Origin of the sequence: Bacillus thuringiensis, from assembly GCF_022095615.2 — a bacterium.
Lineage (GTDB): Bacteria > Bacillota > Bacilli > Bacillales > Bacillaceae_G > Bacillus_A > Bacillus_A cereus_AG.
In genome coordinates, this window is the sequence record NZ_CP155559.1 from 3,757,017 (window position 1) to 3,776,053 (window position 19,037).

A 19,037-nucleotide genomic window follows, 5' to 3' on the forward strand; every position below is an offset into this window, starting at 1 on the left:
TACGATATTAAGTAATGTAACGTATAGGTGGGGATACGATTATGATTGTAATAGGCCGTTCTATTGTACATCCTTATATCACAAATGAATATGAGCCATTTGCAGCTGAGAAACAACAAATTTTATCGATAATGGCAGGAAATCAAGAAATTTATTCCTTCCGAACATCTGATGAACTCAGCTTTGATCTAAATTTGCGAGTGAACATTATTACTTCTGCATTAGAACTTTTTCAAAGTGGATTTCAGTTTCGCACATTTCAACAATCCTTTTGCAACCCCCAGTATTGGAAAAGAACGTCACTTGGAGGATTTGAGCTCCTACCAAACATACCCCCTTCCATTGCCATTCAAGATATTTTCAAAAACGGAAAACTATATGGAACTGAATGCGCCACCGCAATGATCATTATTTTTTACAAAGCTTTACTAACATTATATGAGGAAGAAACTTTCAACCGTCTCTTTGCAAACCTTTTACTTTATACATGGGACTACGATCAAGATTTAAAGCTCATAACAAAAACGGGTGGCGATCTTGTTCCGGGTGATCTCGTTTATTTTAAAAATCCACAAGTGAATCCAGCTACGATCGAGTGGCAAGGAGAAAATACAATCTATCTAGGAAATTTCTTTTTTTACGGACATGGCGTAGGCGTAAAAACAAAAGAGGAAATTATATACTCATTAAATGAACGACGAGTCCCTTACGCTTTTATTTCAGCTTTCTTGACCGATACGATTACCCGTATTGATAGCCGTCTGATGAGCCACTACGCCTCTCCTAGCACTCCACAGACATCGATAGGATTTATTCCGATTAGAGATGATGCAATCGTTGCAACAGTTGGCCATACAACTACAATTTATTAAAAAAGCGCCTACATATGTATATGTAGGCGCTTTTTCTTATTTAAGCTTTTGTATGTTCTTTATGGTCACATTCGCAATGAGATCCACATTTTCCGTATAGTACTGTTGATTTTTCATCTTCAAAATGTCCGATTGTTCCTTCACATACTTGGCATACGATTGTTCCCATTTTTCATTTCCCCCTGAGTTTTAATACTAATCTACTTATTTATAATTAAGCTTTCGCCTTGTCTCTATTAGCACAGTCACAATTTGTACCACATTTTCCGTAAAGTACTGTCGTTTTTTCATCTTCAAAATGTCCGATTGTTCCTTCACATACTTGGCATACGATTGTTCCCATTTTTCATTTCCCCCTAAGTTTATGGTCCTAAAAACTTTTAGCTGTCCATTTCCTATCAATCATTGGGCTTTTGTATGCTCTGTGTGATCACATCCGCAAGATCCACATTTCCCGTAAAGTACCGTTACTTTTTCATCCTCGAAGTGTGCAATTGTACCTTCACAATCTTGACATACGATCGTTCCCATTTTTCATTTCCCCCTAAGTTTATAATCCCAAAAACTTTTGTAACCGCTTAACTTTCTGTCTTTATTTTAATATGTTATACTTTTTACGTCAATAGGTTTTTAGTATAACACATTAAATATTTTTAATTTAAATTAGTATGCGATATTAAAACAAAAAAACAGCCATATTTATACGTACGACTGTTTTACATTAATTATTCTTCATACTCCGCATGCAAAGAAGTAGGTGGGACTAAAAATTTAAAAAACTGAGCTAGCTCTGCTGCTTCCTCTTCTGATCCTAATTTAAAAACTTCCTGTATATGTTGCACATTCTCTACATCATCTCTTCCAAGTAAAGTAGACCTTCCTGTTTGCATGCAAACAATGAGCGGCTTTCCAAAAAACATATTTGTATAAATAACACCAAAATCATAACGAGTATCATGTGTCATAAACCCCAAAAATCGTACCTTCACACTTTCATGCTCATCATACAATTTTTCAAACATCGTTTTCCACCTTTCTACATCACCTTTCATTAAGTATATTAAACAAAAAAAGGAATACTCCTTTTAATTGTCGAAAAATTCAGTAGGATGTAAAATAATAGTATTCTACTAAGTTAGGAGGAACTTATATGCAACATGCCTTTATTACGCTTGTACCTAAATCCAATCAACAAGCTGTTTCAACAGATGATATAAAACAACTTTTTCAGTACTATAAAACAGTTACTTCCAAAACTGGTGTTCAAATTAATTATACTTATACGAATACCGCTTTCCCTTACGAAATTTTAGATACATCAGCAACAACATTAAAACTACAATCTACTCACGATCGATATGACTCCATTTATGTTGGTGTTGGTATAGAAAAGGAACAATCTTTTATTCAGATTTCTTTACCACCTAATGCAACATTCGGTGATAAAGGAAAAGCAAATGAATTTTGCCGTTTTCTGGCGAAGAAATTAGAAGGAGAATTACAATTATTTAATGGAAGAACAATGTATTTCTATAAACGTTAATTTAAAAACAAAAATAAATGATTAGAAAGATCATACTATTTGTGCAAGTAAGAAGCATCGCTTTTCTCCTTGCACTTAGTATGACATACGCTATTACATACGCTAAGTACAAAAATATAAGAAAAAGAAAAATTTTATAATGAAGTTTATCACGACTTGACAGTAATAACACTGCTGAAAATCCACTCCATAAAACTAGATGAAAAAATGAAGCTAGCGTAATTTTCATAGCGTTACCTCCTTCTTCTTCCTATTATATGCTTCAGCTCTTCCCTCTTAACATTTTGAAAGTAGACTTTTCCAAAATCCACCTAATTCATCGTTGGATTTTTTCTTTTATAAATTCTCCAACTATTCAAATACGAATATCCCTCATTTTTAACAATAAATTCTCTTCTATCTCCTATAAGATAGATTATTCATTTATCGCATGGTATACTCCTTAAAAAGAGAAGATAGAAAGGAATTAATGATACATGGTATTTAGCAATTTGTTTTTTTTATGCCTTTTTTTACCTGCAATTCTTTTCGTGTACTACTCAGTACGGAAAGAATTACAAAACATAGTTCTTCTATTATTTAGTTTATTATTTTATGCTTGGGGAGAACCAATATATGTCTTCCTAATGCTTTTTTCTATTTTCATCAACTATTGGTTCGGAATATGGCTTAATAAAGACCGACTGTCTAGTTCGAACAGAAAAATTATTCTGACTATAGCAATCGTTGTCAATACTGCTATACTCGGATATTTCAAATATGCTAATTTCTTAGTAGATAATATAAATGGAATTTTCCATACAAACATTGTACTAGAAAAAATCCCCTTACCAATCGGGATTTCATTTTTCACTTTCCATGCAATGAGTTATATTATTGACATTTATAAGAAAAAAGTAGAAGCTCAGCGAAATCTATTTGATCTCGCACTATACTTTACTATTTTCCCACAATTAGTAGCAGGACCAATTGTTCGATATAATACAATCGCTTATCAATTACATGTTAGAACAGTTACTGCTGATAAGTTTTCAGAAGGAATTCGTCGTTTTATCATTGGATTAGGAAAGAAGGTTTTAATTGCGAATCAATTAGGAGCTATTGCCGATGAAATATTTGCGATGGATCCAGCAACAATGAGCGTATCTACCGCTTGGATTGGTGCGATCGCTTACACATTACAAATTTATTTCGATTTTTCAGGTTACAGTGATATGGCAATTGGATTAGGAAAAATGTTCGGATTTGATTTCTTAGAAAATTTCAATTACCCGTATATTTCCAAATCTATCTCTGAATTTTGGCGTCGTTGGCACATTTCACTTGGTTCTTGGTTCCGTGATTATGTGTATATTCCATTAGGTGGGAATCGCGTATCCACTTGGAAAATCTATCGTAATCTCTTCATTGTATGGGCGTTAACCGGATTTTGGCATGGAGCTAGTTGGACATTTATGATTTGGGGTATTTATTACGGATGTTTAATTGCTTTAGAAAAGGCTGGTTTCGAAAAATTATTACAAAAATTATGGTGGCCGATTCAACACGTATACGTTATGTTTTTAGTGATTATTGGTTGGGTGTTCTTCCGCGCTGATAATTTTAGCTACTGTTCTAAATTTTTACAAGCAATGTTCGGATTAAATGGATCGTTGACTGACATTACGAGTTATTTCTATGTGATGAATTATTGGGGAATCTTTATACTTGCTATTATTACATCAGCTCCAATTTTCTCTTGGATCAAGAATCAATTAGCAAATAAAAAGGTAGTCATTTTATCTCCACTTTATTACTTGAGTGTCTTAATCATAACTATGATGTATTTAACGAATGCAACTTACAATCCATTTATTTACTTCCGCTTCTAAAGGAGGGCTAACTATGAAAAATTTCACTAATCGTATATTAATTACAGGATTTCTCACGATTATTTTTGGAATGTGTATATGGACCGGAAAAATAATATATTGGGACAAAAAAAGTTTTTCTGATTTTGAAAATAGAGAATTAGCTTTGAATCCAGTCCTAACTATTGATACTATAAAATCCGGAAAATATTTCAAAGATACTGAATTACACTTTACAGATCACATTGCAGCACGAGACAGATTTATTGAAACATACACAAAGTTACAAATGAAATTCAATCGAACTTTCGTAAATAACAATTATGTTGCAGATGACGGGTTTATTTTATCTGCACCTACCAAAATAGATATGCGTAATCAAATTAAACAATCTGTTAACGAATTAGAAAACTTACAAACTCAATTTCCAAAAACAGAATTTTATTTCTTGTTAGCTCCAAGTAAACTAACGGCATTTTCGTATAAATACCCGCCATATGTAGATCGTGGGTACGATCAAAAGCATCGGGATTATTTTGTACAAGAGTTACAGAAAATAAATTTTCCTGTTATTGATGTTCTTCCTGCTTTTCAAAAAGAATTTACTCATGAACAATTAGAAGAGCTATACTTTAAAACTGATCACCATTGGAATATGAAAGGTGCATTTTATGCATACGAGCAAACAATGAAGCACATTGCTAATGAATCTAAAACATTTAAAGGTAATGCTGTTAATCGAGATGATTATAAAATAACTATAGAAAAACCGAATGGACAATTTATCGGTAGTTGGAATAAACAACTGTATAATTTAATAGAAACACCTGAAACAATCCCATATGTACAATTAAAGCAAAACCCAAATATGTGGGATAATTACACTGTATATCTCGGTCCAAAATCAGAAGAATCGATGAAAATGCCGATGAAGGAATTCTTTGCAGTGGACAAAAATAAGCATTCACCAGACTATAGTTCCGTTTATCAAACAGACTATGCACAGATAAATATCTTAAATCCAGATGCAAAAAACAAACTACATGCTGTCATTATTAAAGATTCTTATGCAGATGCAACTTATCCTTTATTTGCACAAGAGTTTGAACAAACAACATTTATTGATCCACGATTTGCGGCAAGCAAAAATGTAAAACAAGAACTCGAAAAACTAAATGCTGATATCGTGTTATTCCTTTATAATGACACTAGTACAAATAAAGAAATGTATCAATTTGAAAATAAAGAATAAAAACAAGAGGTGAATCAACAAAATTCACCTCTTGTTTTTCTATGCATATAACGCATAAAAAAAACGTCTTCTAAATTTAGAAGACGTTTTTTTATAATTATTTTACAATGTGAATTGGCATTCCAAGAGCAACTTCAGCTGCTTCCATTGTGATCTCACCTAATGTTGGGTGAGCGTGGATTGTTTGAGCGATATCTTCTGCAGTCATTCCTGCTTCGATAGCTAAACCAATCTCAGAGATAATATCAGAAGCGCCTGCACCAGCAACTTGAGCACCTACAAGAAGACCATCTTCTTTACGTGTTACAAGTTGTAGGAAACCGTCAGTGCTGTTTAATGATAATGCACGACCGTTAGCAGCGAATGGGAACTTAGATACAGCTACTGTCATTCCTGCTTCTTCAGCTTGTTTCTTAGTGTAACCAACAGATGCTAATTCTGGATCAGTGAAGCATACTGCTGGAATTCCGATGTAATCGATTGCTGATGCATGGCCACTAATTGCTTCAACAGCTACTTTACCTTCGTAAGAAGCTTTGTGAGCTAATGGTGGTCCAGGAACGATATCACCGATTGCATAGATGTTTGATACGTTTGTACGACATTGCTCATCGATTTCGATGATGCCGCGGTCAGTCATTTTAACTCCAACTTGCTCAAGACCGATTTCTTGAGTGTTTGGACGACGACCTACAGTTACTAATACGTAATCTGCTTCTACAGTTTGGATTTCACCTTTAACTTCAAAGCTAACTTTTACGCCAGTTTCTGTTTCTTCAACGCCTTTAGCCATAGCTTTTGTATGGATATTAACGTTACCTTTCTTTTGAAGAGCACGTTTAACAACAGAGCTCATAGCTTTTTCGAAACCAGCTAAGATTTCGTCGCCAGCTTCTACTACAGTAACTTCTGTACCGAAGTTAGCATATGCAGTTCCTAATTCCATACCGATGTAACCGCCGCCGATTACAACAAGTTTTTTAGGAATTTCAGGTAAGCTTAAAGCGCCTGTAGAGTTGATAACACGTTTAGAGTATTTGAATCCTGGAATTTCGATTGGTGTAGAACCAGTTGCAAGAACAGCATTTTTAAACGTATAAGTTTGAGCTGCATCTTCAGTCATTACGCGTAATGTGTTAGCATCTACGAAGTAAGCTTCACCGCGAATGATTTCAACTTTGTTACCTTTAAGAAGGCCTTCAACACCGCCAGTTAATTTCTTAACTACGCCGTTTTTCCATTCTTGAACTTTTGTAAAGTCAACTTTTACGTTCTCTGCAGTGATACCCATGTCATCAGAATGCATTGCATTCTCATAACGATGACCTGCATTGATTAACGCTTTTGAAGGAATACATCCAACGTTTAAGCATACGCCACCAAGGTTAGCTTTTTCAATGATTGCTACCTTTTGACCTAATTGTGCTGCACGAATTGCCGCAACGTATCCACCAGGACCTGCACCAACAACGACTGTATCTAATTCAATTGGGAAATCTCCTACTACCATTGTTATTACGCCTCCATTACTAATAATTGTGGGTCATTCAATAGACGTTTAATTTGGTTTAATGCTTTTTGAGCAGTTGCACCGTCAATTAAACGATGGTCAAAGCTTAGAGATAATGCTAATACTGGAGCTGCAACGATTTCACCGTTTTTCACAACTGGCTTCTCAGCGATACGGCCGATACCAAGGATTGCTACTTCTGGGTGGTTGATAACTGGAGTGAACCATTGTCCACCTGCAGAACCAATGTTTGTAATTGTGCAAGAAGCACCTTTCATTTCAGCCGGAGCTAAACGACCTTCACGTGCTTTACCAGCAAGATCATTGATCTCGTTAGAAATAGTGAAGATTGATTTACGATCTGTATCTTTAACAACTGGTACTAATAGACCTTTGTCTGTATCAGCTGCGATACCGATGTTGAAGTAATGTTTATGAACGATTTCTTGAGAAGCATCGTCTAAAGCAGTATTCAACATTGGGAATTCACGTAATGCAGATGTTAAAGCTTTAACAACGTATGGAAGGTAAGTTAATTTAATACCTTTGTCAGCTGCAACAGCTTTGAACTTCTTACGGTGAGCAACAAGCTCAGTTACATCAACTTCATCCATTAATGTTACGTGAGGAGCTGTGTGCTTAGAGTTAACCATTGCTTTTGCAATCGCTTTACGGATACCACTCATTTTCTCACGAGTTTCTGGATATTCACCAGCTGGGATTGGTTGTGCTTTTGGTGCTGCTTCTTCTTTCGCTGCTGCTGGAGTAGCTTCTACTGCTGCTGGAGCCTCAGTTGCTGCTACTGCTTGTCCACCATTTGCAAATGCATCGATGTCAGCTTTAACGATACGGCCGTTCTTACCAGAACCAGCTACTTTATGAATGTCTACGCCGTTTTCACGAGCATATTTACGAACAGATGGCATAGCGATTACGCGCTCATTTACTACTTCTGCAGTTGCTGCTGGAGTAGCTTCCGCTGCTGGAGCTTCTACTGCTGCTTCTTCAGCTTTTGGAGCTTCGTCATGATCGTCACCTTTAAATTTAAGATTTTCGTATCCAGGAGCATCAAATTTAATTAATGTATCTCCTACAATTGCAACTGTTCCTTCTTCTACAAGTACTTCAAGTACTTTACCTTTAACAGGAGAAGGGATTTCTACTACTGCTTTATCATTTTGTACTTCAAGAAGTACATCGTCTTCGTTTACTTCATCGCCTGGTTTAATAAACCATTTTACGATTTCACCTTCGTGGATACCTTCACCGATATCTGGTAGTTTAAATTCAAATGCCACGGAATTCAGCCCCCTGATTCATTTCATTATTATGGAATATGTACAAAAGAAACCAGCATGTGCTGATTTCTTTTGCACATGAAAAGCTAAAAATTAGAAGTTCATTACTTTGTTAACAGCTTCAACAATATCTTTATGGTTTGGTAACCATACGCTCTCAGCTTGAGAGAATGGGAATACTGTATCAGCAGCTGCAACACGTACAACTGGAGCTTCTAAGTTTAAGATTGCACGGTCGTTAATTTCCGCTACAACGTTAGCTGCAATACCAGCTTGTTTTTGCGCTTCTTGAACTACAACTACGCGGCCTGTTTTTTCAACAGAAGCGATGATTGTTTCGATATCTAATGGTTGAACTGTACGTAAGTCAACAACCTCTAAAGAGATACCTTCTTTTTCAAGTTCTTCAGCAGCTTTTAATGCAGCGTGAACCATAGCACCGTAAGCGATAACAGATACATCTGTACCTTCACGTTTGATATCAGCTTTGCCTAAATCAATTGTGTATTCGCCTTCTGGTACATCTTGACGGAATGAACGGTACAATTTCATATGCTCTAAGTAGATAACTGGATCGTTGTCACGAATCGCAGAGATTAAAAGACCTTTTGCATCGTATGGAGTAGATGGAATAACAACTTTTAGACCAGGTTGTTGAGCCACTAATCCTTCTAAGCTATCAGCATGTAGTTCAGGAGTATGAACGCCACCACCGAATGGAGAACGAATTGTTACTGGAGCAGTCCAACGTCCACCAGAACGGTAACGCATACGAGCTAATTGACCAGAAACTGAATCCATTACTTCATAAATGAAACCGAAGAATTGGATTTCTGGAACTGGACGGAATCCTTCAAGTGCAAGTCCAACTGCAAGTCCACCAATACCAGACTCTGCAAGTGGAGTATCCATTACACGATCTTCACCGAATTCAGCTTGTAAACCTTCAGTAGCACGGAATACACCGCCGTTTACACCAACGTCTTCACCAAACACAAGTACGTTAGGGTCATTTTTCATTTCAACGCGTAAAGCATCAGTGATTGCTTGAATCATTGTCATTTGAGCCATGGCTTACTTCGACTCCTTTTCTTTGTAAATTTCATATTGTTCAGCTAAGTTGTAAGGCATTTTTTCGTACATGATTTCCATTAAATCAGTAACTTTTTGTTTTGGAGCTTGGTCAGCCTTAGCAATTGCTTGTTTGATATCTTCTTTTGCTTCTTCGATTACTTTCTCTTCAACTTCTTGAGACCATAGGCCTTTGTTTTCTAAGAATGCACGGAAGCGTACGATTGGATCTTTTTGTTCCCATTCGTTCTCGATATCTTTTGTACGGTAACGAGTTGGGTCATCACCAGCCATTGTATGTGGACCGTAACGGAATGTTAAAGTCTCGATTAAAGTAGGGCCTTCGCCATTTACTGCACGCTCACGAGCGAAAGCAGTTGCTGCGTATACAGCTAATGGATCCATACCGTCTACTTGAATTCCGTAAATACCTGCTGCTACTGCTTTTTGTGCTACAGTTTTAGCTGCAGATTGCTTTTCTACTGGAGTAGAGATTGCATAACGGTTGTTTTGTACAACGAAGATTGCTGGAGCTTTGAAAGCACCTGCAAAGTTCATACCTTCGTAGAAGTCACCTTGTGAAGCACCACCGTCACCAGTGTAAGTAATTGCAACAGATTTTTTACCACGTAGTTTCATACCTAACGCAACACCAGCAGTTTGGATGATTTGCGCACCGATAATGATTTGTGGAGCAAGTGCATTTACATTCTCAGGCATTTGGTTACCCATGAAATGTCCACGAGAGAATAAGAATGCTTGGTATAATGGTAAACCGTGCCATACTAATTGTGGCACATCACGATATCCTGGTAAGATGAAATCTTCTGCTTCAAGTGCGAAATGACTTGCTAATTGAGAAGCCTCTTGTCCAGCTGTTGGTGCGTAGAAACCTAAACGTCCTTGACGGTTTAAAGAAATAGAACGTTGATCTAGTACGCGAGTATACACCATACGGCGCATTAATTCTTTTAATTGATCATCTGATAATTCAGGCATAGCTGCTTCATTCACAACTTCGCCTTTTTCATTTAAAATTTGTAATGTTTCAAATTGAGCTGCGATAGCTTTCATTTGCTCATCAACATTAAATAGGGTCTTTTTTGTTTTAGTACCCATTCCGTTCACCTCTTCCTCTCTTGAACCATATTCTGAAACGCTTTCACTATCTATTAGCTAGACTGAAAACGCAACAATGTAAACCAACAAATTTATCTGTCGGTTGAGAATAATTTTGTGTACCTAACAATCTGTACTAATGTTTTTTCAGAAACATATTAATACAATCTTGATCACGTTTTTTAGTTTACAACTATTCTAATTACGATGTCAATTACTTTGAATACGTTTTTTTATAAATAATCTGCAGGTTTCTTCTACACAAACGTGTTTTTATTTTTCACATCTGTATTAGTAAGCATTAACCTGCTGTTATATTATTCCCTTTTTAACTTGTTTTTTCTCTTAGAATAATATGTAAACGATTTAATTCTTTTTAGTTTTTCTCTCTTCTTAACAAAAATATACAAACTCTTCTTCCTTTTATAGGTAATTACCCATACATTTCTACTCTTCCCTCCATACATTATAGTAACCGCAATATTAGCGGGAAATGATAAAGGAGGTCATCTCATGTACGGATACTCATATTGCTATCCAACTTGTTCATATCCTTCCTACGGTTATGGCGATTCTTGTGGTGGGTCTGGACGCGGCTTCGCCTTAATCGTTGTGTTGTTTATTCTTTTAATTATCGTTGGTGCTGCTTGCATTCGCTAATGTAAAATGAAACAACTATGGAAAAAAACAGACAGCTTTGCCGTCTGTTTTTTTATTACATACATAAATATTCTATAGTAAAACGCTTTCCAAAGTGCTTCCCTACTTGTCGATGACTTTTTTCATCTCCTTTGGTAGACTAAAGAAGAAAGGAGAGATTACATATGCTTACAATGAAAGATGTCATTCGCGAAGGAGATCCTATTTTGCGAAACGTTGCAGAAGAGGTATCAATGCCGGCGAGCGAAGAAGATACAACTGCCCTTAAAGAAATGATTGAATTTGTAATCAATAGCCAAGATCCTGAAATGGCTGAAAAATATAGTTTACGCCCTGGAATCGGATTAGCTGCTCCGCAAATCGGTATTTCAAAGAAAATGATTGCAGTTCACGTAACAGATACGGACGGTACGTTATATAGTCATGCATTATTCAACCCAAAAATCATTAGTCATTCTGTTGAACGTACATTTTTACAAAGCGGGGAAGGCTGTCTATCAGTAGACCGTGAAGTACCTGGTTATGTCCCTCGTTACACAAGAATTACAGTGAAAGCAACATCTATTAGTGGTGAAGAAGTAAAATTACGTTTAAAAGGTTTACCAGCAATCGTATTTCAGCATGAGATTGACCATTTAAATGGTGTTATGTTCTATGATCACATTAATAAAGAAAATCCATTTGCTGCTCCTGACGATTCAAAACCTCTAGAGCGATAATAAAAAAAGGCGGGAGTAAATCTTCCGCCTTTTTTTATGAAATGGGTTCCATATTCACTTATAGCAATCCAGCCCATTTTAAGCCATGATATATGCCGTCTTCACTAACATCCTTTGTCACATGATTTGCAAGTTTTTTCAAGTCTTCATGACCATTCCCCATCACAATACCTGTCCCAACTGCTTCAATCATTTCTAAATCATTTAAGCCATCTCCAAATGCATACACTTGTTCACGGTTAAATCCTAATTTTTCAATGAATTTCTCAATTCCTTTTGCCTTCGAACCACCATTTGGAATAATATCCATTGAATATGCATGCCAGCGAATAAAATGAAAGTCTGGATACTGATTAATAAACTTTTCCTCTTCATTCACTTCACAGAAAAGAAGTGTTTGATAAATATTACGTTTCTCATAGAAATCAGGTTCATATGCCGGATGCTCAAAATTTAAGCTTCCAAAACCTTCTTTCACATAATCATGATATTCCACTGATGCTCTCATTTCTTGATGATCAAGGTATACAAGCGGATATCCTTCTTGTTTTGCAAACTGAGTAAACTTATGTAAGGCAGCTGGATGTAACGGGTTATTAAATATTACCTCATCTTCAAATACAACGTACTGTCCATTAAAGCTAACATAATTGTGTATATTGAGTTCCTCACGAATATCTTCAAACATAAATGGCGCACGTCCTGTCGCAATTGCTACATGCACACCTTTTTCTTGTAAATGTCTTACTGCATCTCGTGTAGATTGTGGAATCTTCTTATCATGATCTAATAATGTTCCATCAATATCAAAAAAGACAATTTTATCATTCATTTGTCAAAATCCTTTCTGTTACTCTATATTCCTATTTTGATTATCGCTTTTCAAATTCTAAAAAAAAGTATAACATATTAAACATCTGTGAAGAAAGCGTTCACTTTCTGACCTTATTTATGAAACCTGCATATATATATTAGTAAAAAATGTGGATACTTGTTCGTATGAATTTTCTTTTCTATTCTTTCTCATACTATACCTATAACTAACGGCTACTAATCGTTACTATAGAATAACTTTCCCTGTATGAGAAAGGACAAGATTCAACATTCACTTTTGTCTTCTTTCTTATATCAGAGACGGAGTTTTCACTAGTAATATGCATGTTTAAAATAAGGAAAGGAAGGAGTAATCATGCTGAAGAAGCTGAAGAAAAAGCTCAAGCGTTATTTAAAAGATCTAGTCCGTAAAAAGACAATCGCTTAAATTGTGCCCATTTCGGGCTTTTTCTTCATTCTCATTCGAAAAAACATGAAAATCGTGACTGTTTGCTTTATAATAAGTAACAGATAATGCAAAACATAGACAAGGAGAGGTTTTCCAAATGATTTTTAAAGTATTTTATCAAGACAAAATGACTGAGGTTCCAGTACGTGAAAATACAAAAGTTTTATATTTAGAGGCTACGTCTGAAAAGGATGTTCGTAAGAAATTAAATAAGTTCGCATATAATATCGAGTTCGTTCAGTCTGTTACTGGTGCTCATCTTGAATATGAAAAAGAAAACGCTGATTTAACATTAGCGGAAATCGTATAGTCATATGAAATTTCTAAAGAATGATCAGGCTGCCGTTTTTGCTTTAGGTGGACTTGGTGAAATCGGTAAAAATACATATGCTGTTCAATTTCAAGATGAAATTATTATTATTGATGCTGGAATTAAATTCCCAGAAGACGAACTCCTCGGAATCGATTATGTAATACCAGATTACACTTATTTTGTGCGAAACGAAGATAAAATTAAAGGATTATTCATTACACATGGTCACGAAGATCATATCGGTGGAATTCCTTACTTATTACGTCAAGTAAACATCCCGATTTATGGTGGGAAATTAGCAATTGCGCTAATCAAAAACAAATTAGAAGAGCACGGATTACTTCGTAAAGCAAAACTTTATGAAATTCAAGAAGATGATGTTATTAAATTTAAAAAGACATCTGTTTCCTTCTTCCGTACAACTCACAGTATCCCAGATTCATACGGAGTTGTTGTGAAAACACCTCAAGGACAAGTTGTTCATACTGGTGATTTCAAATTTGATTTCACACCAGTTGGTGAACCAGCGGACTTAACAAAAATGGCTGAAATCGGAAAAGACGGTGTACTTTGTCTCTTATCTGACAGTACAAACAGTGAAGTTCCAAACTTTACAATGTCTGAGCGCCGTGTTGGTGATAGCATTCAAGATATTTTCCGCAAAGTAGAAGGTCGTATTATCTTCGCAACCTTTGCATCAAATATCCATCGTCTACAACAAGTTGTTGAAGCGGCTGTTGAAAACAATCGTAAAGTTGCTGTGTTCGGTCGCAGTATGGAAGCAGCGATTGAAATCGGACAAAACCTCGGTTATATTCGCTGTCCGAAAGATACATTCATAGATACATCTCAACTAAACCGCCTACCGGCTAATAAAGTTGTTATTTTATGTACAGGTAGTCAAGGTGAACCAATGGCAGCACTTTCACGTATTGCTAATGGTACTCATCGTCAAATTCAAATCATTCCTGGCGACACAGTTGTCTTCTCTTCTTCACCAATCCCTGGTAACACAATTAGTGTAAGCCGTACAATTAACATGTTGTATCGTGCTGGTGCTGATGTAATCCACGGAAAGCTGTCAAACATTCATACAAGTGGACACGGTGGACAAGAAGAACAAAAACTAATGCTTCGTCTAATTAAACCGAAGTATTTCATGCCAATTCACGGTGAATATCGTATGCAACGTATGCATATGAAGTTAGCAAATGATTGTGGTATTCCAGAAGAAAACTGTTTCATCATGGATAATGGAGATGTTCTTGCTCTTCGTTCTGATGAAGCAAGCGTAGCTGGTAAAATACCATCTGGATCTGTCTATATTGACGGAAATGGTATTGGAGATATCGGTAATATCGTATTACGCGATCGTCGTATTCTTTCTGAAGAAGGTCTTGTTATTGTAGTTGTAAGCATTGATATGAAAGAGTTTAAAGTTGCAGCAGGACCTGATATTATCTCACGTGGTTTCGTGTATATGCGCGAAAGTAGTGATTTAATTAATGATGCTCAAACATTAATTACAACTCATTTAGAAAAAGTAATGGAGCGTAAAACAACACAATGGTCTGAAATTAAAAATGAAATTACAGACACATTAGCACCATTCCTTTATGAGAAAACGAAACGTCGCCCAATGATTTTACCAATCATTATGGAAATATAAGAAAAAGGACAATACCTTCATGGTATTGTCCTTTTCTCTTATCTTAAAAAGTGTTTGAAACGATCTACTTCATCGTCATGACCAATTACAATTAATATATCTCCCGCTTGAATATTTTCCGTAGCCCGAGGAGATACAATAACTTCTTTACCACGTTTAATCGCTACAATATTCAATCCAAACTTCGCACGAATATCTAATTCGATTAAAGAATGACCATCAATTTTTTTATTCGCAATAATCTCTACAATACTATGCTCATCTGAAAGCTCAAGGTAGTCTAATACATTACTTGATGCAATATTATTAGCAATCCTTTTTCCCATATCACGCTCAGGGTGCACAATGTGATCTGCCCCTATTTTACTTAACACTTTTTCATGGTAATCATTTTGAGCTTTTACAGTAATATTTTTTACACCTAACTCTTTCAGAATTAATGTTGTTAAAATACTTGAATTTAAATTGTCTCCAATCGCAACGACTACATGATCAAAATTACGAATACCAAGACTTTTTAATACCATCTCATCTGTCGAATCTGCAATTACAGCATGCGAAGCGATATTTGCAAACTCATTAATTTTATCCTCATCTGAATCAATTGCCATTACTTCCATACCTAATTGAGCGAGTTCCCGGCAAATACTTCCACCAAAACGTCCAAGCCCAATGACAGCAAATTCTTTCTCTTTTTCACCCACAGGAATTCCTCCAATAACATCGAATACTATGTATTTTTATTGTAACATACTTTAGATTTGCTACAAAAACCTGTATATCATTCTTATTTTTGTTTTTGCATATAAAAATACTGTTGTAAATAAAATGCGATACTGAAAATTAACATACCAAATACAAATATATTTCCAAATGAACTAAATGTTTCAAAAACGAATAATAACGTTTCTTGTCCGAAGAAAGCAAATAATAGTTGTGTAAATGCGAATAGCAATGCCAATATATAATGATGTTGATGGAATAAATAATGTGTTGCACCTAAAAAAGCGATAAACGAAATGATGAAAATCCACCAATTCTCTAAAAACAGTTGCCAATTAGTAAATTGATATCCATTTACTAATATCGCAATAATTCCTATAACTGCCATCGTTGGCACACTCCAAAATAATGCTCGTCCTCTAAAGAAGAGAGTTCCTTTAACATCACCTTTTTCATGTGCAATGTATGTTAGTACTACCGTACTTATATACAAAACTGAAAGAATTGTTAAAACGATAATAAGCCAAAAATGTAATTGATAGTACTCATGCTCTATGTTTGTCACGATAGCCGCTAACATACACGGGATTAGCATTCCAGTCCAACCATCTACTTTTCTTTCATTCCAAAACACCGTGTTACCAATCCGTATTCCTAACAACATAAAAATAATGATACCTAGTACAAATAATGTCGTTTTATTCCCTACTAAACTCGTTGAGAAAGCAATTAATCCAATAAATAAAAAGAGCACAAAGCCATTCATAATTTCTAATACAGGTGATAAATATCTCTTCACCCATTTATATGTTTCATCATATTCATGATTATCCACTAAACGGTAGGCATAAAAACTTATCCCAAAATACACCGCCGCAATAATAACATACGCATATAAGACGAAACACAACATTGCACTGCTAATTTGCACGTAATTCCCCACCCTTTTTTCTATGTTTCACATTGATTTTACACACTTTCTACACGAAATGTAAACATATATAAGCTAGTTACTAATCATCTTCCCAATAAGCGATAATGAATAATGAGCAGCGGCTCAAAACCACTGCTCATTACTTTATCCATTTGTATACCGATGTCTATCCAAAACAAATATGAAAGATGTTTTCGTCTTGGAACTAACAAGTACCCACTTTAAATTTTTGCAAATTTGGCGAGCAAGTTTACTTTCTAGTTCCTTTCCACTTCACATATTGATCTAAAAATGCGATAGCTTTCTCAATAGCCTCTTCATCTGGTTTTAATTTTGCGTGGTGTAAACCATATTCTGAATTTACCCCAAGCCAAAACATAAATCCAGGAATCTCTTGAAGCATATAACCAAAATCTTCCCCTGTCATTGCCTCAGTACATGTAATTACATTCATATCAGTTTGTTCACTTACAAACTGCATAAACTCTCTCGTTAATGCTTCATGGTTATATACTTGATGGTACATCGCCCCGTAGTCAATGGCTGCTTCACATTGAAAGGAAGCTTCTATACCTGCAACAATTGCCTCAATTCTACTTTTAACACGACTCATTGATTCCACTGATAACGTTCGGATCGTTCCTTCTAACCGAGACTTTTCTGCTATGATATTTTGAACTGTACCACCTGTTATTTTTCCGATTGTAATTACTGCACTATCAAGAGGATTCACATTACGACTAATAACGGATTGAAGTTGTGTAACAAGGTGACTTGCTGCAACAATCATATCATTTGCAGTATGCGGGTAGGCTGCATGTCCACCTTTCCCTTTTAAATCAACATATAACTCTGATGTATTCGCAAATAATAGTCCCTCTTTTGTTGCAATTGTTCCTACAGCGTATTCAGGTGCAATATGAAGACCAAGAATTATATTCGGCTTCCATTCTTTTAACTCTTCACTCTCTAACATAGGAAGAGCCCCTCCTGGACCTTCTTCAGCTGGTTGGAATAGAAACACAAGGTGATCATCTATTCTTTCTGTTACAGCTGCTGTTAGAAGGCCTAAACCGATTGTTGTATGCAAATCGTGCCCACATGCATGCATCATTCCTTCATGAATAGAAGCAAACTCATATCCAGTTTCTTCGGTAATTGGTAAACCGTCTATATCTGCGCGATAACCGATAATTTTTTCTGGATTCTTTCCATTTACTTTAACAATGACACCCGTTTTCCATACTTTCACTTCCACATATTCATTCGAAAGCGTTCCTATGTAATCTAAAATATACTGTTGTGTTTTCCACTCTTTAAATCCAATTTCCGGTATTTTGTGTAAGTCTCTACGAATTTGAACGAATTTGTTTACTGCCATTTTTGCACCTCTATCTATAAAAAGCGTAAGAGCCTGTTATGCTCTTACGCTTTTTGTTTTTATTTCTCTGGGTTTAATTGACGAAGCTCTTGTTTAATTTCAGTTTTTGCTTTTGTCTTCTCATCAATCTCTTTAATTACACGTGCTGGAGTACCCGCAACAACTGTATATGGAGGTACATCTTCTGTTACAACAGCTCCTGCTGCTACAACTGCACCCTTACCTACTGTAACTCCCTCTAACACAACTACGTTAGCACCAATTACAACATCATCTTCAACGATAACTGGTTTTGCTGAAGGTGGCTCAATAACACCTGCAAGTACTGCACCCGCACCTACGTGACAGTTCTTACCAACTGTTGCACGTCCACCAAGTACCGCATTCATGTCAATCATAGTACCTTCACCAATTACAGCACCGATATTAATTGTTGCATTCATCATAATAACAGCGTTGTCGCCGATTTCAACGTGGTCACGAATAATCGCGCCTGGCTCAATACGAGCTTTAATACCTTTTAAATCAAGCATTGGAATCGCAGAATTACGACGGTCATTTTCAACAACGTAATCAACAATGTGCTTGCTATTTTCATCAAGAATTGTCTTAATATCAGACCATTCTCCAAATAATACACCAGACTTTTTATTTACAAATGCTTGTACTGTTTCAGGGAATGTTACTTCTTTTAAATCCCCTTTTATGTATACCTTTACAGGAGTTTTCTTTTCACTTTTTTGAATAAACGAAATAATTTCGTTAGCGTCCATCATTTTCATTCTTGTTGCCTCCTAAATCCATTTATAATGTTACTCTACCAAACGATAGAGCGAGTAGC

General features: G+C 35.8%; 21 protein-coding genes and 1 pseudogene. 8 read left to right on the forward strand and 14 right to left on the reverse strand.

Translation table 11 applies throughout. The features are described 5' to 3' along the window. Positions 1-41: 41 nt before the first annotated feature. The gene (locus KZZ19_RS19295) at positions 42-872 is read left to right on the forward strand and encodes a protein-glutamine gamma-glutamyltransferase (protein WP_088097566.1); all 831 of its coding nucleotides are present in this window, start codon (positions 42-44) and stop codon (positions 870-872) included. A 40-nt stretch (positions 873-912) separates the two neighbouring features. On the opposite strand, the gene KZZ19_RS19300 is transcribed toward KZZ19_RS19295, so the two are convergent. From KZZ19_RS19300 to KZZ19_RS19315, 4 genes are all read right to left on the reverse strand, one after another. Further along, entirely contained in the window at positions 913-1,041 is a 129-nt protein-coding gene (locus tag KZZ19_RS19300) for a GapA-binding peptide SR1P (RefSeq protein WP_000536796.1), read from the reverse strand. Positions 1,042-1,086: 45 nt separating this feature from the next. Continuing rightward, entirely contained in the window at positions 1,087-1,215 is a 129-nt protein-coding gene (locus KZZ19_RS19305; RefSeq protein ID WP_000536801.1) for a GapA-binding peptide SR1P, read from the reverse strand. Between the two features lie 59 nt (positions 1,216-1,274). Further along, the gene (locus KZZ19_RS19310; protein WP_000536778.1) at positions 1,275-1,403 is read right to left on the reverse strand and encodes a GapA-binding peptide SR1P; all 129 of its coding nucleotides are present in this window, start codon (positions 1,401-1,403) and stop codon (positions 1,275-1,277) included. A 194-nt stretch (positions 1,404-1,597) separates the two neighbouring features. Continuing rightward, a complete protein-coding gene (locus KZZ19_RS19315; protein WP_237979388.1) occupies positions 1,598-1,894 on the reverse strand; it encodes a DUF3055 domain-containing protein in 297 nt (98 codons plus the stop codon). A 128-nt stretch (positions 1,895-2,022) separates the two neighbouring features. Here KZZ19_RS19315 and KZZ19_RS19320 point away from each other — a divergent pair, with 128 nt between their 5' ends. Beyond that, positions 2,023-2,415 carry a DUF1885 family protein gene (locus KZZ19_RS19320; RefSeq protein ID WP_237979389.1) on the forward strand — a complete coding sequence of 131 codons (393 nt, stop codon included), beginning with the start codon at positions 2,023-2,025 and terminating at the stop codon, positions 2,413-2,415. A gap of 1 nt (position 2,416) precedes the next feature. Here KZZ19_RS19320 and KZZ19_RS19325 read toward each other — a convergent pair whose 3' ends face one another. Beyond that, positions 2,417-2,644, reverse strand: a complete 228-nt coding sequence (locus KZZ19_RS19325; RefSeq protein ID WP_000705129.1) for a hypothetical protein — start codon at positions 2,642-2,644, stop codon at positions 2,417-2,419. Positions 2,645-2,891: 247 nt separating this feature from the next. On the opposite strand from KZZ19_RS19325, the gene KZZ19_RS19330 reads away from it, so the two are divergent. Together KZZ19_RS19330 and KZZ19_RS19335 are read left to right on the forward strand one after the other, a co-directional pair. Next, on the forward strand, positions 2,892-4,286 hold the full coding sequence (locus KZZ19_RS19330; RefSeq protein WP_237979390.1) for an MBOAT family O-acyltransferase: 1,395 nt from the start codon (positions 2,892-2,894) through the stop codon (positions 4,284-4,286). A gap of 13 nt (positions 4,287-4,299) precedes the next feature. After that, the gene (locus tag KZZ19_RS19335) at positions 4,300-5,517 is read left to right on the forward strand and encodes a DHHW family protein (protein WP_237979391.1); all 1,218 of its coding nucleotides are present in this window, start codon (positions 4,300-4,302) and stop codon (positions 5,515-5,517) included. A gap of 97 nt (positions 5,518-5,614) precedes the next feature. Here the strand turns inward: KZZ19_RS19335 and lpdA are convergent, their stop codons facing one another. From lpdA to pdhA, 4 genes are all read right to left on the reverse strand, one after another. After that, positions 5,615-7,027 (reverse strand): dihydrolipoyl dehydrogenase, encoded by a 1,413-nt coding sequence (lpdA, locus tag KZZ19_RS19340; protein ID WP_000260106.1) that lies wholly within the window; start codon positions 7,025-7,027, stop codon positions 5,615-5,617. A 5-nt stretch (positions 7,028-7,032) separates the two neighbouring features. After that, entirely contained in the window at positions 7,033-8,325 is a 1,293-nt protein-coding gene (gene pdhC, locus KZZ19_RS19345; RefSeq protein ID WP_063260465.1) for a pyruvate dehydrogenase complex dihydrolipoyllysine-residue acetyltransferase, read from the reverse strand. Positions 8,326-8,418: 93 nt separating this feature from the next. Further along, positions 8,419-9,396 carry a pyruvate dehydrogenase complex E1 component subunit beta gene (gene pdhB / locus KZZ19_RS19350; protein ID WP_088097569.1) on the reverse strand — a complete coding sequence of 326 codons (978 nt, stop codon included), beginning with the start codon at positions 9,394-9,396 and terminating at the stop codon, positions 8,419-8,421. A 3-nt stretch (positions 9,397-9,399) separates the two neighbouring features. Next, positions 9,400-10,515, reverse strand: a complete 1,116-nt coding sequence (gene pdhA / locus KZZ19_RS19355) for a pyruvate dehydrogenase E1 component subunit alpha (RefSeq protein WP_000536893.1) — start codon at positions 10,513-10,515, stop codon at positions 9,400-9,402. A 579-nt stretch (positions 10,516-11,094) separates the two neighbouring features. On the opposite strand from pdhA, the pseudogene KZZ19_RS31195 reads away from it, so the two are divergent. Beyond that, positions 11,095-11,175: pseudogene (locus KZZ19_RS31195) on the forward strand (YjcZ family sporulation protein); the annotation flags it as partial. 164 nt (positions 11,176-11,339) lie between these two features. After that, positions 11,340-11,894 carry a peptide deformylase gene (gene def / locus KZZ19_RS19365; RefSeq protein ID WP_237979392.1) on the forward strand — a complete coding sequence of 185 codons (555 nt, stop codon included), beginning with the start codon at positions 11,340-11,342 and terminating at the stop codon, positions 11,892-11,894. A 58-nt stretch (positions 11,895-11,952) separates the two neighbouring features. Here def and KZZ19_RS19370 read toward each other — a convergent pair whose 3' ends face one another. Next, positions 11,953-12,726: a Cof-type HAD-IIB family hydrolase gene (locus KZZ19_RS19370; protein ID WP_000998282.1), complete on the reverse strand. Its 774-nt coding sequence runs from the start codon at positions 12,724-12,726 to the stop codon at positions 11,953-11,955. 547 nt (positions 12,727-13,273) lie between these two features. Between KZZ19_RS19370 and KZZ19_RS19375 the strand changes: the two genes are divergently transcribed. Further along, a complete protein-coding gene (locus KZZ19_RS19375; protein ID WP_000576434.1) occupies positions 13,274-13,486 on the forward strand; it encodes a DNA-dependent RNA polymerase subunit epsilon in 213 nt (70 codons plus the stop codon). A gap of 4 nt (positions 13,487-13,490) precedes the next feature. Beyond that, positions 13,491-15,158, forward strand: coding sequence for a ribonuclease J1 (gene rnjA / locus KZZ19_RS19380; RefSeq protein ID WP_000670372.1), 1,668 nt, complete (start codon positions 13,491-13,493; stop codon positions 15,156-15,158). A 38-nt stretch (positions 15,159-15,196) separates the two neighbouring features. Here the strand turns inward: rnjA and KZZ19_RS19385 are convergent, their stop codons facing one another. The 4 genes from KZZ19_RS19385 to dapD form a co-directional block, all read right to left on the reverse strand. After that, the gene (locus tag KZZ19_RS19385) at positions 15,197-15,862 is read right to left on the reverse strand and encodes a potassium channel family protein (protein ID WP_000504032.1); all 666 of its coding nucleotides are present in this window, start codon (positions 15,860-15,862) and stop codon (positions 15,197-15,199) included. A gap of 83 nt (positions 15,863-15,945) precedes the next feature. Beyond that, complete coding sequence (locus KZZ19_RS19390) at positions 15,946-16,812, reverse strand: cytochrome C oxidase assembly protein (RefSeq protein WP_097816908.1); 867 nt, start codon at positions 16,810-16,812, stop codon at positions 15,946-15,948. A gap of 253 nt (positions 16,813-17,065) precedes the next feature. Then, complete coding sequence (locus tag KZZ19_RS19395) at positions 17,066-18,196, reverse strand: N-acetyldiaminopimelate deacetylase (RefSeq protein WP_237979394.1); 1,131 nt, start codon at positions 18,194-18,196, stop codon at positions 17,066-17,068. A 59-nt stretch (positions 18,197-18,255) separates the two neighbouring features. After that, positions 18,256-18,978 (reverse strand): 2,3,4,5-tetrahydropyridine-2,6-dicarboxylate N-acetyltransferase, encoded by a 723-nt coding sequence (gene dapD, locus KZZ19_RS19400; RefSeq protein ID WP_061678285.1) that lies wholly within the window; start codon positions 18,976-18,978, stop codon positions 18,256-18,258. Positions 18,979-19,037: the final 59 nt, after the last annotated feature.

Excerpts from the sequence above, each read along its gene's own strand:
- KZZ19_RS19330 (WP_237979390.1), top strand. The coding sequence starts at position 2,892 with ATGGTATTTAGCAATTTGTTTTTTTTATGCCTTTTTTTACCTGCAATT.
- KZZ19_RS19300 (WP_000536796.1), bottom strand. The coding sequence starts at position 1,041 with ATGGGAACAATCGTATGCCAAGTATGTGAAGGAACAATCGGACATTTT.
- lpdA (WP_000260106.1), bottom strand. The coding sequence starts at position 7,027 with ATGGTAGTAGGAGATTTCCCAATTGAATTAGATACAGTCGTTGTTGGT.
- KZZ19_RS19325 (WP_000705129.1), bottom strand. The coding sequence starts at position 2,644 with ATGAAAATTACGCTAGCTTCATTTTTTCATCTAGTTTTATGGAGTGGA.
- rnjA (WP_000670372.1), top strand. The coding sequence starts at position 13,491 with ATGAAATTTCTAAAGAATGATCAGGCTGCCGTTTTTGCTTTAGGTGGA.
- KZZ19_RS19375 (WP_000576434.1), top strand. The coding sequence starts at position 13,274 with ATGATTTTTAAAGTATTTTATCAAGACAAAATGACTGAGGTTCCAGTA.
- def (WP_237979392.1), top strand. The coding sequence starts at position 11,340 with ATGCTTACAATGAAAGATGTCATTCGCGAAGGAGATCCTATTTTGCGA.
- KZZ19_RS19305 (WP_000536801.1), bottom strand. The coding sequence starts at position 1,215 with ATGGGAACAATCGTATGCCAAGTATGTGAAGGAACAATCGGACATTTT.
- dapD (WP_061678285.1), bottom strand. The coding sequence starts at position 18,978 with ATGAAAATGATGGACGCTAACGAAATTATTTCGTTTATTCAAAAAAGT.
- KZZ19_RS19395 (WP_237979394.1), bottom strand. The coding sequence starts at position 18,196 with ATGGCAGTAAACAAATTCGTTCAAATTCGTAGAGACTTACACAAAATA.
- KZZ19_RS19320 (WP_237979389.1), top strand. The coding sequence starts at position 2,023 with ATGCAACATGCCTTTATTACGCTTGTACCTAAATCCAATCAACAAGCT.
- KZZ19_RS19370 (WP_000998282.1), bottom strand. The coding sequence starts at position 12,726 with ATGAATGATAAAATTGTCTTTTTTGATATTGATGGAACATTATTAGAT.
- KZZ19_RS19295 (WP_088097566.1), top strand. The coding sequence starts at position 42 with ATGATTGTAATAGGCCGTTCTATTGTACATCCTTATATCACAAATGAA.
- KZZ19_RS19315 (WP_237979388.1), bottom strand. The coding sequence starts at position 1,894 with ATGTTTGAAAAATTGTATGATGAGCATGAAAGTGTGAAGGTACGATTT.
- pdhA (WP_000536893.1), bottom strand. The coding sequence starts at position 10,515 with ATGGGTACTAAAACAAAAAAGACCCTATTTAATGTTGATGAGCAAATG.
- KZZ19_RS19335 (WP_237979391.1), top strand. The coding sequence starts at position 4,300 with ATGAAAAATTTCACTAATCGTATATTAATTACAGGATTTCTCACGATT.
- pdhB (WP_088097569.1), bottom strand. The coding sequence starts at position 9,396 with ATGGCTCAAATGACAATGATTCAAGCAATCACTGATGCTTTACGCGTT.
- KZZ19_RS19310 (WP_000536778.1), bottom strand. The coding sequence starts at position 1,403 with ATGGGAACGATCGTATGTCAAGATTGTGAAGGTACAATTGCACACTTC.